The sequence below is a fragment of the Vitreoscilla stercoraria DSM 513 genome (genome assembly GCF_000382305.1).
Classification (GTDB): Bacteria; Pseudomonadota; Gammaproteobacteria; order Burkholderiales; family Neisseriaceae; genus Vitreoscilla; species Vitreoscilla stercoraria.
This window is the reverse complement of sequence record NZ_KB908033.1, coordinates 17,857-30,923: the sequence shown is the minus strand read 5'-3', so window position 1 is coordinate 30,923 and position 13,067 is coordinate 17,857. Positions and strand designations below refer to the sequence as shown.

Here is a 13,067-nt window from a genome sequence, read left to right as displayed (position 1 = left end):
GGACGCTTTTTTAATGGATATCGATTGGGTTAGAAACTGTAACCCGTTTGCAATTCATCGTCGCCCACCAATTCTACAATCAAAGCATACAAAGGTTGTAATTCGGTGTAACGGCGCGTAGTGCGGCGCAAATAGTTCAAGAAGCGTGGGATTTCAGGACGGTATTTGTCTTTGTCATCGCGATGGTATAAGCGGGCAAAAATCCCTGCGACTTTCAAATGGCGTTGCACGCCCATGTATTCAAATTGGCGATAGAAGTCGTCAAACTGCTCGGCAACTGGCAAGCCTGCAGCACGGGCTTTTTCCCAATAACGAATTGCCAAATCCAAGACAAAATCTTCTTCCCACTCAATGAAAGCATCACGCAGCAAAGACACCAAATCATAAGTAATCGGACCATACACAGCGTCCTGAAAATCCAATACGCCAGGACGCTCTCGTGTTAACATCAAGTTGCGTACGATGAAATCGCGATGTACATAGACTTTGGATTGCTCCAAAATCACAGGCATCAACGCTTGCATGCTTTGATCCCACCATTGACGTTGTTTGAAATTCATTTTTTTGTTCAATTCTTTGGCCATAAACCATTCAGGGAACAAATTGACTTCACATGTCAAAGTGGCTTCGTCGTATTCAGGCAATTGGTCTGGCAAGCTGGCTTTTTGCAAGATAATCAATTGATCGATGGCCTCTAGCAACAACAAACGTTGCACTTCAGGACGCTCATCGTGTTGTAAAGCTGCCAAATAAGGGACGTTGCCTAAATCTTCCAATGCCATAAAGCCGTTTTCGATGCTGTAATGCAACACTTGTGGCACTTTGACCATTTGAAACAATTGTTGCACTTTCAAATATGGCTCAATCGACATTTTTTCAGGTGGCGCATCCATGGCAATCATCGTGCTGCCATCGCTGAAAGTGGCGCGAAAATAGCGACGATAGTCCGCATCGGCTGCAGCAAAAGTCAATTCAAATGCTTGTGCTGGATATTGGCTTTCGAGCCAAGTTTGTAAGGCTTGTTGTCGTTGCATGGTGTTTTCACGTTAAAATAAGCACCATTTTATCCTAGTTTGCTGTAATCAGCGTCGTCAATCAGGCGGTGTCGATGGTAAGCTGTTCACAGTTTGACGAAACGGGTCGTTTTTTTAAGGTCATCATGGCTATTTCCAAGTTTACCCATACCTCTTTATATGCCGCTTTGTTAGTCGGTTTGGCATCTTATGCGCAAGCAGAGAGCGCAAAGCCGCCAACGTTATCGTTGGGGGACAAAAATCCTCATTGTGTCGCACCGAATGCCACCATGGTGACACCTGCTAAAACCAGTGGCGAAGCTGCATTGCCTCAGGACTATACCCGTTTGACTGCTGATTTAGCAGCAGGTCAAACCAACAATCGTGCCAAAGCCGAAGGCGATGTGATTTTGGAGCGTAACGGCCAAGTCATTAATGCACAGTGGGTAGATGTGGATTTGGTGAACAATGTGGCTCGTGCTGGTAATGAATTTACCTTGAGCGATGCGGTGAATAACAGTCATATTAGTGGTGAGCAATTGGTATTTAATTTAGATACCAAACAAGGTGAAGCCAGTGGTGCGCGTTTTGAAACGCAACAAGATGGCCGCCGCTTACAAGGTGTGAGTGGCAGCATGCAAATGTTGGGCGACAATCGTTATCGCTTGGAGCAAACCAAAGTCAATACTTGTGACCCTGGTGATGAAAGTTGGTATATCAAAGCCGACTCAGTGACTGTTGACTACAATCAAAATGTGGGTGTGGCGAAAAATGCGGCATTAATTTTTAAAGGTGTGCCATTGCTTTATAGTCCGTGGATGGATTTTCCGTTACATGGTGAGCGTAAGAGTGGTTTGTTATTGCCTATGGTAAAAACCGGCTCTAATGGTTTAGAACTGAGCACACCTTATTATATGAATTTGGGATCGAATTACGATGCTACGGTGACGCCTCATTGGATGAGTGATCGTGGTATGGCCATTGGTGGTGAATTTCGTTATTTGCAGCCTGAATATTATGGGCGTGTTGCGGGAGAGTGGTTACCAGACGACCGTAAAAATGATGAAAAAAATCGCTATGAAATATCTTGGCAACATGAACAACAATTTACGCCCAAGTTAAATGGTGGCGTCAATTTTAACCAAGTTTCAGATGATGATTATCGTGAAGATTTTGGTGGACGCTCTGATGTGATGGATGGTCGCCATTTGCGTCGTGAAGCTTGGTTGGATTTCAACGATCAATGGCTAGGTGGCGATTTTGATTCACGCTTGCAAGTGCAAAAATTCCAGACTTTGCAAAATGATGCTCGAACCATTGATGAGCCATATCAGTTGATGCCACGCCTGAGTGCGACATGGTCGCGTGATTTTGACCAAAACGTGGCTACCAGTGTATTTGGTCAATTTACCAATTTTGAGCACGATAAAAAAGCATCTGGTCAGCGTGCCGTGTTGTATCCGCAAGTGGCTTGGGATGTCACGCGACCTTGGGGTTATTTCCGTCCGAAGTTTGGCATGCACATGACCCAATATGCTTTGGAAAAAGATTCTCAACAAATCGATAGCAGTAAAAGCCGAACATTGCCGATATTGAGTGTGGATACAGGTTTGATATTTGACCGTCCTTATCAATTTCAAAATGTAGATTATGTACAGACCTTAGAGCCACGCTTGTTTTACACTTATATTCCGGGTAAAGATCAAAGCCATTTCCCGAATTTTGATACCAGTGAAGACAGCCAAACGTATGACTCGTTATTTCGTGAAAATCGTTTCTCAGGGCAAGACCGTATCAATGCTGCCAATCAAGTTACAACGGCATTGATGACCAAGTTTTTGGAAATGAATACAGGTAAAGAACGTTTCAAAGCGGCGGTGGGACAACGTATTTATTTTAAAGACGATGATGTGGACTTAAGTGGCAGACAATACCAGCGCGAACAAGGTAAGTCGGATGTGTTTGTGTTTGGTGGTGGTCAAGTGCATGAAAAAATTTATGCAGAGAGTGAATGGCATTACAGTCAAGAAGTGGCAGAAACCGAAAGCTTTAGTGTTGGCGCGCGTTATGAACATGCACCAGGGCGCAATGTGAGTGCGCGTTACCGTTATGAGCGCAATGATGAAATTTATTCCAACCATTATGGTGAAAATAAGCAAATAGACATTGGTGCGCAATGGGCATTGAATAACAATTATTCTGTGGTAGCAAGACAGTATTATTCTTTGTCTGAAAGCAAGCCTTTAGACCAAATTGTTGGGGTGGAATATAAGAGTGATTGTGGTTGTTGGAATGCCAGTATGGTCGCACAGCGCTATGTTAGCGATTTGGATAAAAGCAAAAATGCGATATTTTTCCAATTACAATTGCGTAATTTGAGTAATTTGGGTAACAATCCTACGCAAGTTTTGCACGATAGCATCCCAAGTTATCAACCTTTAACCGATGAAAAGGCAAACAAATGAATGTAAAACCATTGGCAGTGGCCGCATTGTTGGCACTCAGTACCAGTGTGTGGGCAGCACCCATTCAAAGTGTAGATCGAGTGTTGGCCGTAGTGGATCAACAAGTGGTTACCGTGAGTGAATTGGCAGTGCAAAGCAAGAAAATTCGTGCAAGCTTGCCTAAAGGTAGCAATGTCACTGAACAGCAAATTCAAAGCCAAGCTTTGAGCGATTTGGTCGATCAATCTTTAATGGTGCAATTGGCACAGCGTACGGGCATTCAAGTGAGCAATGCAGAGATTCAGCAAAATTTGAATGCTGTGGCTCGCCAAGAAGGTCAAACAGAGGCGCAATGGCATCAAAGCATTCGCAATGCGCTTTTGATTGAGAAAGTGAAGCAGCGTGATTTGCACAGTCGTGTGCGTGTGAGCGATGCTGAAATCATGCAAGCCATTGATCAATTGCCTGCATCGGCTAAAAAAGGTCATTCGAATAATATGATTACGGCTTACATGCCGCAACATATCTTGGTAGCAGTCAATGCGCAAACAACCGATGCACAAGCTTTGGAAAAAGTTCGTCAATTGCGTGCGCAATTGAATCAAGGCGAGTCTTTTGAAGCTTTGGCGCGTGCTCATTCGCAAGATCCAGGCAGTGCTGCCAATGGTGGTGTGTTGGGCTGGGCCATTGATGGTATGTTCATGCCTGAATTTGAAAAAGCCATGAAATCTTTGCCTCAAGGTGCTTTGAGTGAGCCTGTGCGTACGACTTATGGTTACCATTTAATCAAAGTATTACAGACCCGCCAACAAGATGCGGGTGATGCACAATTGCGTGCGCAAGTGCGTCAGAATATCACCGAAGCCAAATCACAAGAATTGTATGGCGATTGGATTAATCAATTGCGCAAACAAGCTTATGTGTCTGTACGCTAAATGATATTTTTCGTGAAATAGAAGCAGCTGCCTGATGGCGGCTGTTATTTTTTAAAGGCAATCAAAATGAAACACCTTGTTTTGGCCATTACCAGTGGAGAACCTGCTGGCATTGGTCCAGATATTTGTTTGGATATTCCAACATTTGATTTGGATGTGCGTTGTGTGGTGTTGGCAGACATCAACATGATGCGTGAGCGTGCGCAAATGTTGGGCAAAGAGGTTGAAGTCATTGAATACGACGCATCCAATCAGCGTCCTGTAAACCATGCAATTGAGGTTTTGCATGTGCCATTGCCTGAGGCTTGTGTGGCAGGCACTTTGAATGTGAACAATGCTGAATATGTGATTGCATTATTAGACCGTGCTTATCAAGGTATTGAAGCGGGTGAATTTGCAGCGATGGTGACCGCACCTTTGCATAAAGGCATGATCAATGATGCAGGCCGCTTTTTCAGTGGCCATACTGAATATTTGGCAGACATTAGTGCTACCGAGCAAGTGGTGATGATGTTGGCAGGAGGCGGCCTGAAAGTGGCATTGGTGACGACACATTTACCCTTAAAAGATGTCGCCGCACAAATTACACCTGAATTATTGAGTTCAGTTGTACGAATTTTGAACCATGATTTACAAACCAAATTCCATTTACCCAAGCCACGTATTTTGGTGACAGGCTTAAACCCTCATGCAGGCGAAGGCGGACATTTGGGTATGGAAGAGTTGGATGTGATTATTCCGACTTTAGAGGCTTTGCGCACAGAAGGTTTGGATGTCAAAGGGCCGTATCCTGCCGACACAGTATTTGAACCTTTTATTTTAAAACATGGTGATGCGGTTTTGGCGATGTACCATGACCAAGGTTTGCCTGTGTTGAAATTTGCCAGTTTTGGTAATGGTGTCAATATCACTTTGGGTCTGCCTTTTGTTCGTACTTCGGTAGACCATGGAACGGCTTTAGATTTGGCTGGTACAGGTCAGGCTTTGTCAGGTAGCCTGAAAGCAGCCATTGAAAGTGCGTTATTAATGAGCAATATAAGCGATTAATTTTCATTTACGGCAATTTACGGCTAAAAGCATTGTTTTATCTGCTTTATTTCATTAACATAATGCACTGATTATTACTGCCTATTATTTTATGACAAAACCATTTGTTGAGTTCGATGCGGTTAGTTTTGCTTATGCAGAACGTCCAATTTTGCATCGAGTGAGTTTTTGTATTGAGCAAGGTCATTTTACGGCCATTATGGGTGGTTCTGGCAGCGGTAAAACCACTTTATTGCGTTTGATGACAGGACAATTGCAACCTGACAGTGGTCGAGTCTTGGTTGGCGGTAAAGATTTGCGTGAATTCAGTCGCCAAGAGCTGCATGAATATCGCCGTCAAATGGGTGTGTTGTTCCAGTTTGGCGCTTTGTTCACCGATTTGTCGGTGTTTGATAATGTGGCTTTTCCACTACGAGAGCATACTCAATTATCAGAAGCCATGATTCAAGATTTGGTAGCTTTGAAATTGAATGCAGTGGGTTTGCGTGGCATTGAGGCTTTGATGCCATCTGAATTGTCAGGCGGCATGGCTAGGCGCGTGGCTTTGGCGCGCACCATTGCGCTAGACCCGCAATTGATGTTGTTTGATGAGCCTTTTACGGGCTTGGATCCGATTTCATTGAGTGTGATTGCGTTACTTGTTTCTCGTATCAACAAAGCTTTACAGGCCACTAGTGTGATGGTGACGCACGATATTCATCAATCATTACAAATTGTGGACCAAGTGATTTTTTTGGCAGGTGGCGAGGTGATTTTTAGTGGTACGCCTGAAGAAATTCGCCAAACCGATTCGCCATGGGTGCATCAGTTTGTGCATGGTGAACCTGACGGACCGGTACAGTTTCGCTATCCAACCACGCAAAGTTTAGAACAACAACTTATGACGGCAAAACCATGAATTTTTTCCAGAACATTGGTCGCCATACCCTGAATTTGATTCAGCAGCTAGGCAGCATCAGTTTGTTTTTTTTCGCAGTATTGAGGGCTTCGGGCTCTAGTTTTACCCGTCCGCGTTTGACGGTGCGTCAAATGTATTTTGCAGGCGTGATGTCGATTTTAATTATTGCGGTTTCAGGTTTGTTTGTGGGCATGGTTTTGGGTTTGCAAGGTTATACGCAATTGAACAAATTTAAGGCCGCAGATGCGTTGGGTTTTGCCGTTGCAGCAGGTTTATTGCGTGAACTAGGACCTGTGTTGGCAGCATTGTTGTTTGCCAGCAGTGCAGGTGGTGCGATGACCAGTGAAATTGGATTGATGAAAACCACAGAGCAACTAGAGGCGATGAGTGTCATGGCGGTTGATCCTGTTTCGAGAGTGGTTGCACCTCGTTTTTGGGCGGGTGTGGTGGCAATGCCTTTGCTGGCTTCGATTTTCAATGTTTGTGGTATTTTGGGTGCTTATTTTATTGGTGTGCATCATTTGGGCTTGGATGGTGGTATTTTTTGGTCGCAAATGCAAAGCAATATTGATTGGTCGTATGACATTCTTAATGGCTTGATTAAATCCATAGTCTTTGGTGTGGCAGTGACTTTGATTGCGGTGTACAACGGCTTTTCTAGCCGTGCGACGCCAGAAGGTATTTTGCGCGCAACCACACAAACAGTTGTGGCCAGTGCTTTGACGATTTTGGCTTTGGATTTTGTTTTAACTGCATTTATGTTTACTGAGTGATGATTATGAAACGCAATGTATTGGAGTTATGGGTAGGTGTGTTTGTGGCTTTGGGCGTTGCCGCATTGTTGTTTTTGTCATTTAAAGTGGCAAGCGGTACGGAACAAACTGGCGGTTCAGCAACATACACCGTCACAGCCTCATTCAATGATATTGGCGGCCTGAAAGTGAAAGCGCCTGTGAAATCTGCAGGTGTGGTGGTGGGGCGTGTGGGCAGTATTGTTCTGAATCCTGAAGATTACCGCGCCAAAGTGACCATGCATTTGCAACAGCCATACCAATTCAGTCGTGATGCTTCGGCACAAATTTTGACTTCGGGTATTTTGGGCGAACAATACATTGGTTTGATGCAAGGTGCGGAAGAGGCCACATTGGCCAATGGTGATAACATTGATTTGACCAGTGATGCATTGGTATTAGAGCAGCTGATTGGCAAGTTTATGACCAGTTTTGCTGAGAAAAATGCAGGCGAATAATAACAAATTATCAGATGTTGGGAAAACATCTCGGTATTGAATTAAAAGAACACAATTGAAGGAAGTATCATGAAAAAAATGGCAATTTTAAATGCCTTGGCGGTAGGTGTATTGAGCATCGGCATGGCAATGGCAACACCACAACAAGCAGTGACGCAATTGCGTGGTAATGCTGATAAAGTTTTGAATATTTTGGACAAAGCCAATGGCAATAACAATGCTCAAGTGCGTCGTGAAGCAGAAAACTATGCCATTCCTTATTTTGACTTTGATCGTATGACCGCCTTGGCGGTAGGCGCGCCTTGGCGTACTGCTTCTGCAGCGCAGAAAAAAGCATTGAGCAATGAGTTCAAAACTTTATTGATTCGTACTTACAGTGGCACGATGTTGAAATTCAAAGGTGCTCAAATTCAAGTCAATGGCAATCCAGTGGTGAACAATGGCGGCAAAGAAGTGGTTGTTAAAACCAGCGTGACAGCCAGTTCTCAAGGCAAACCTGTGAAAATGGACTACACCATGTACCAAAGCGGTAATCAATACCGTGTGTACAATGTGTCTGTGGAAGGCGCGAGTTTGGTAACCGTGTATCGCAATCAATTTAATGAAACCATCCGCAAATCGGGCATAGATGGTTTGATTGCTGAATTGAAAAAGAAAAATGGATAAATCATGCAGCTGATGCAAAAAGATGGCATATTGTTTTTGCAAGGTGTGGTGACTGTTTCTACAGTAACGCAATTGTCTCAAAAATCATTGTTGCAAGCTTGTGCAAAGCCGATTGAAGTCGTGGATTTATCTGAGGTTACGCAAGCTGATTCTGCTTGCGTGGCTGTGTTGTTGTTGATTAAACGACAACTGGAGCAAGGAAGTTGGCAATTGCGTGCCGTACCTGAGGCGGTAACGGCGTTACTAGGATTGTATGAATTAGAATGGTTAGCATGAGTATAAAAACCAAACAAACTGTTGTATTGATGACCATGTTGCTAAGTGTTTCGGTTTCGGCATGGGCCGAAAATCATGATCCTTATGAGCCTTATAACCGCTTTATGTATGGGGTGAATGATGGCATTGATCGCACAGTATTGGTACCTGTAGCACGTGGTTATCAAAAAATCACACCTAAGCCTGTGCAAGCAGGTGTGACAAATGTGTTTGACAATTTGCGTGATGTGGTCAGCTTTGGCAGCAATGTATTGCGTTTAGACGTTGAAAAAGCCAGTACTGATTTGGTACGAGTGGGTATTAATACGACGTTTGGCTTGGGTGGTTTGATTAATATTGCCGATGCCGCACAAATGCCTAATAACAAAAACTCTTTGGGTGATACTTTTGCTTCTTGGGGTTGGAAAAACAGCAATTATTTGGTGTATCCCTTGTTAGGTCCTTCAACTGTGCGTGATGCCGTAGCCGATACGGTTGTGCGGGTTTATTCGGTCGAAGGTGCGCTCATTGATTCCGAAGGTTGGGGTTATGCGGCTACTGCGCTTAAAGGCGTGGATCAGCGCGCTAAAATGTTGGTATACACCGATGGTTTGGATATGGCGGCAGTGGATCGCTATGCTTATATGCGCGATGTGTTTATGAGCGTGCGTGCTAAGCAAGTGAATGGTGTTTACAGTGGTGCGGTTTCTGAAGACATCAATATTGACGATTTGGTCCCTGCTGACAGCCATGAGCAAGACTCATCACACTTACAGCCCGAGGGTATGGAACTAGAAGTGTTTCCAATGGGAATGGAACAAACACAGTTACATGCCGTCCATGATGTGTTTATAGAGCCTATTGATCAGACCGTCTCGCCAAGCTTAGTGGGCGAATTGGAATTGAATGTGGCAGATGTTGCCATTTAAAGCGTCAAGCTTAGATTTATTTAAAGGAGCATCCCATGTACGAAGTCAATCGCAGTTTGGTGGTATTGGTACCACAAGCGCCATTTTGGTATTGGTTGTCTAATTTGCCAGAAATTGAATTAGATGGTTTGGAATTGGAAGATTTACAGGCCGATCCTAATTCTTATTTAATCGATCCTATTGAAGAATTAGACGAAGCTTGGGATTTGGCGGCTGCGCAAGTGCAAACGTTATTCAGCGCTGAATTGGCTGATTGGTGTGAAGACAGCACGGTATGGCCTGATTTGCATGCGGATATTTTCTTTGAATGGTTTGATTTGCGTGTTTCTAGCATTGTGTCCGATTTGAGCGCACAGCCTTTAGAGCGTGAAGCATTTGAAGCGATCGATTGGGAAAATAAGGGCGCATCAGCATGATACACAGCACGACAATCACTGTGCGCGGCTATCATTTGGATTTGTATCGCCACGTGAATAACGCGCGTTATTTGGAGTTTTTAGAAGAAGCGCGCTGGGGTTTTATGGAACAATCGAACATGATGCATGTGTTCGATGGCAGCAAATTGGGTTTGGCGGTGGTGAACATCAACATCAATTACCGCCGCGGTGCTTACAATAATGAAGTGTTGGACATCCGCAGCTGTTTTAAAAAAATTGGTGGCCGCAGTGCGGTAATGGAGCAAGTGATTTATTTAAAAGACACTGATACCGTTGTTGCCGATGCGTTAATCACTTTCGTGGTGATAGACATCAAAACCAGTAAAGCAGTGACGTTGGAAGGCGAAGTATTGGATGTGTTAAACGGCTTACTGGAGCCTATTGCATAATGAAAAGATGGGTTGTACCGATGTTTGTGGTGGCGTTAATGGGCTTGGTGGTTTTTGCCTTGTCGCACAATCAAACTCGGCCAACACCATCTTTTTTATTGACGGACTTAAACGGTCAAACTGTTTCTGAACAAAGCCTACAAGGTAAAGTGACGCTGATTAATTTTTGGTATCCCTCTTGTGTAGGTTGCGTGGTAGAAATGCCCAAGCTCATTGAAACACAAGCCAAATTTGCAGACAGTGCCTATCAAACCCTTGCTATCTCCTTGCCTTACAATACCGAAGCCGAAGTGCGAGCTTATGTGGCGCAATACCGTTTGCCTTTTATCGTTGCGATAGACAAAAGTGGTGAAGTGGGCAAGACATACCAAGTCCAAGTGGCACCCAATTCTTTTTTGGTCAATCAGCAAGGGCAAATCATTCAAACTTATATTGGTGAGCTTGATTGGCAAGCCTTACATGCCTTGATTGAAAAACAATTGCATCCTTAATCATTCATTTTATCCGCGTCTTGTTACATGGTTTACAGGACGCTGCTTGGTCTTTCAGTTTTGAATTTAAATATTGATAGATGAATATTTAAGCGTCCTGTAAGCATTTGGTTTGCCTTGTATAAGACAACTGAGCAAACAATTGATGTCTGTTATAATCCAAGCATCTATTTTTATTCAAAACAATCAATCATGACCACAAAACGCAAAATGCTGGTAACCAGCGCCCTTCCTTATGCCAACGGTAACATTCACTTGGGTCACATGGTGGAACACATCCAAACCGACGTTTGGGTACGTTTCCAAAAAATGCGTGGTCATGAATGTCATTATGTTTGCGCTGACGACACACATGGTACGCCTGTGATGCTGGCAGCTCAGAAAAAAGGCATCAGCCCTGAAGACATGATTGCACAAGTGCGTGAAGAGCATTTGGCGGACTTTTTGGGTTTTGGCATCGGTTACGACAATTATTACACGACCCATTCTGAAGAAAACCGCGAGTTGTCGAGCCAAATTTACTTGGCTTTGAAAGACAATGGCAAAATCGTGTCTCGCACGATTGAACAATTGTTTGACCCTGAAAAAAACATGTTCTTGCCGGACCGTTTTGTCAAAGGCGAATGCCCAAGCTGCCACGCTAAAGACCAATATGGCGACAACTGCGAAGTGTGCGGTGCAACTTACAATCCAACCGAATTGATTAACCCATTTTCAGCGATTTCAGGTGCAACCCCTGTTTTGCGTGAATCGGAACACTTTTTCTTCCGTTTGGGCGAATGTGAAGACTATTTGAAAGAATGGACGCAAGGCTCAACCGAATTGGCAGACGGCCGTGTGCAACCGCATTTGCAAGCGGAAGCTTTGAACAAAATGAACGAATGGATTGAAGGCGGCTTGCAAGATTGGGATATTTCCCGCGATGCGCCTTACTTTGGTTTTGAAATTCCGGGTGTGAAAGACAAGTATTTCTATGTATGGCTCGATGCACCGATTGGCTATTTGGCGGCATTCAAAAACTTGTGTGCGCGCACAGGCGTGGATTTTGACAGCTTCTTAAAACCTGATACCGACACCGAAATGTACCATTTCATTGGTAAAGACATTTTGTATTTCCACGCTTTGTTCTGGCCTGCAACCTTGAAATTCTCAGGTTTGCGCGCACCAACAGGCGTGTTTGCTCACGGTTTCTTAACCGTTGACGGTCAAAAAATGTCTAAATCTCGCGGCACATTCATCACCGCCAAATCGTATTTGGACGAAGGTTTGAATCCTGAGTGGATGCGTTATTACATCGCTGCAAAATTGAATAGCCGCATCGAAGACATCGACTTGAATTTGCAAGACTTCATCGCGCGCGTGAACAGTGATTTGGTTGGCAAATACATCAATATCGCTTCTCGTGCCGCAGGTTTTGTACACAAGCGTTTTGAAGGCAAATTGTCAGACGTATCTTCTAGCGAATTGATTCAAAAGTTACAGGCCACATCAGAAACATTGGCAAACAGCTACGAAGAGCGCGAATACGCCAAGGCCTTGCGTGAAGTGATGGCGTTGACCGATGTGGTGAACGAATATGTGGATGCGAACAAACCTTGGGAATTGGCGAAACAAGAAGGTCAAGAAGCGCGCTTGCAACAAGTGTGTTCTGAATTAATCAATGCCTTCCGCATTTTGACCGTTTATTTGTCGCCTGTGTTGCCAAAATTGGCAGCGAGCGTGGCGGAGTTCTTGAATACCGCAGCATTTACTTGGGCGGATTCGACCAACACCTTGTTAGCCGATCATACGATTAACAAATACAACCATTTGATGCAGCGCATTGAGCCTGAGCAAGTGGACAAATTGATTGAAAACAACAAGCAAGCGTCTGAAGCAGCGGAAGCCAAAGCGGCCAATGCAGCGGATTATGAGCCTGTGGCGGAAAACTGCACGTTTGATGACTTCATGAAAGTCGATTTGCGCGTGGCGAAAGTCTTGAACTGTGAAAAAGTCGAAGGCAGCAGCAAATTGCTCAAATTCCAATTGGATTTGGGCTTTGAAGAGCGCACGATTTTTTCAGGCATCGCGGCAAGCTATCCTGAACCTGAAAAATTGATTGGTCGCATGGTGGTAGTGGTAGCAAACTTTGCCGCACGCAAAATGGCGAAATTTGGTATGTCTGAAGGCATGATTACCTCTGCTGCCAACAAAGACCACAGCCAATTGTTCTTGTTGGATGTGGATTCAGGTGCGCAACCGGGTATGAAAATTGGTTGATTTTAAAGACAGTTAAAATGGCTTAACAAGGCGTCCTGTAAATGTTATAGGACGC

At 44.2% G+C, this 13,067-nt stretch carries 14 protein-coding genes; 13 read left to right on the top strand and 1 reads right to left on the bottom strand.

Annotated elements, in window-relative coordinates:
• Positions 1-29 precede the first annotated feature (29 nt).
• Positions 30-1,034: an N-acetylmuramate/N-acetylglucosamine kinase AmgK gene (gene amgK / locus H150_RS0111340; RefSeq protein ID WP_019959180.1), complete on the bottom strand. Its 1,005-nt coding sequence runs from the start codon at positions 1,032-1,034 to the stop codon at positions 30-32.
• A 125-nt stretch (positions 1,035-1,159) separates the two neighbouring features.
• Here amgK and H150_RS14385 point away from each other — a divergent pair, with 125 nt between their 5' ends.
• From H150_RS14385 to metG, 13 genes are all read left to right on the top strand, one after another.
• Positions 1,160-3,478: an LPS-assembly protein LptD gene (locus H150_RS14385; protein WP_169708878.1), complete on the top strand. Its 2,319-nt coding sequence runs from the start codon at positions 1,160-1,162 to the stop codon at positions 3,476-3,478.
• A complete protein-coding gene (locus tag H150_RS0111330; protein WP_019959178.1) occupies positions 3,475-4,392 on the top strand; it encodes a peptidylprolyl isomerase in 918 nt (305 codons plus the stop codon). The genes H150_RS14385 and H150_RS0111330 overlap by 4 nt, the downstream gene beginning before the upstream one ends.
• Before the next feature lie 66 nt (positions 4,393-4,458).
• Positions 4,459-5,439, top strand: a complete 981-nt coding sequence (gene pdxA, locus H150_RS0111325; protein ID WP_019959177.1) for a 4-hydroxythreonine-4-phosphate dehydrogenase PdxA — start codon at positions 4,459-4,461, stop codon at positions 5,437-5,439.
• A gap of 91 nt (positions 5,440-5,530) precedes the next feature.
• The gene (locus H150_RS0111320) at positions 5,531-6,337 is read left to right on the top strand and encodes an ABC transporter ATP-binding protein (protein ID WP_019959176.1); all 807 of its coding nucleotides are present in this window, start codon (positions 5,531-5,533) and stop codon (positions 6,335-6,337) included.
• Positions 6,334-7,110 carry a lipid asymmetry maintenance ABC transporter permease subunit MlaE gene (mlaE, locus tag H150_RS0111315; RefSeq protein WP_019959175.1) on the top strand — a complete coding sequence of 259 codons (777 nt, stop codon included), beginning with the start codon at positions 6,334-6,336 and terminating at the stop codon, positions 7,108-7,110. The genes H150_RS0111320 and mlaE overlap by 4 nt, the downstream gene beginning before the upstream one ends.
• A 5-nt stretch (positions 7,111-7,115) precedes the next feature.
• Positions 7,116-7,586, top strand: coding sequence for an outer membrane lipid asymmetry maintenance protein MlaD (mlaD, locus tag H150_RS0111310; protein ID WP_026353669.1), 471 nt, complete (start codon positions 7,116-7,118; stop codon positions 7,584-7,586).
• Between the two features lie 69 nt (positions 7,587-7,655).
• Complete coding sequence (locus H150_RS0111305) at positions 7,656-8,252, top strand: MlaC/ttg2D family ABC transporter substrate-binding protein (RefSeq protein ID WP_019959173.1); 597 nt, start codon at positions 7,656-7,658, stop codon at positions 8,250-8,252.
• A gap of 3 nt (positions 8,253-8,255) precedes the next feature.
• Complete coding sequence (locus H150_RS0111300) at positions 8,256-8,528, top strand: STAS domain-containing protein (RefSeq protein ID WP_019959172.1); 273 nt, start codon at positions 8,256-8,258, stop codon at positions 8,526-8,528.
• Positions 8,525-9,436 (top strand): MlaA family lipoprotein, encoded by a 912-nt coding sequence (locus tag H150_RS14380; RefSeq protein WP_237343013.1) that lies wholly within the window; start codon positions 8,525-8,527, stop codon positions 9,434-9,436. Before H150_RS0111300 ends, H150_RS14380 begins: the two co-directional genes overlap by 4 nt.
• A gap of 35 nt (positions 9,437-9,471) precedes the next feature.
• Positions 9,472-9,852, top strand: coding sequence for a hypothetical protein (locus H150_RS0111290; protein WP_019959170.1), 381 nt, complete (start codon positions 9,472-9,474; stop codon positions 9,850-9,852).
• Positions 9,849-10,262: an acyl-CoA thioesterase gene (locus H150_RS0111285; RefSeq protein WP_019959169.1), complete on the top strand. Its 414-nt coding sequence runs from the start codon at positions 9,849-9,851 to the stop codon at positions 10,260-10,262. The genes H150_RS0111290 and H150_RS0111285 overlap by 4 nt, the downstream gene beginning before the upstream one ends.
• The gene (locus tag H150_RS0111280) at positions 10,262-10,753 is read left to right on the top strand and encodes a TlpA disulfide reductase family protein (protein ID WP_026353668.1); all 492 of its coding nucleotides are present in this window, start codon (positions 10,262-10,264) and stop codon (positions 10,751-10,753) included. The genes H150_RS0111285 and H150_RS0111280 overlap by 1 nt, the downstream gene beginning before the upstream one ends.
• Before the next feature lie 192 nt (positions 10,754-10,945).
• The gene (gene metG / locus H150_RS0111275; protein WP_019959167.1) at positions 10,946-13,012 is read left to right on the top strand and encodes a methionine--tRNA ligase; all 2,067 of its coding nucleotides are present in this window, start codon (positions 10,946-10,948) and stop codon (positions 13,010-13,012) included.
• Positions 13,013-13,067 lie beyond the last annotated feature (55 nt).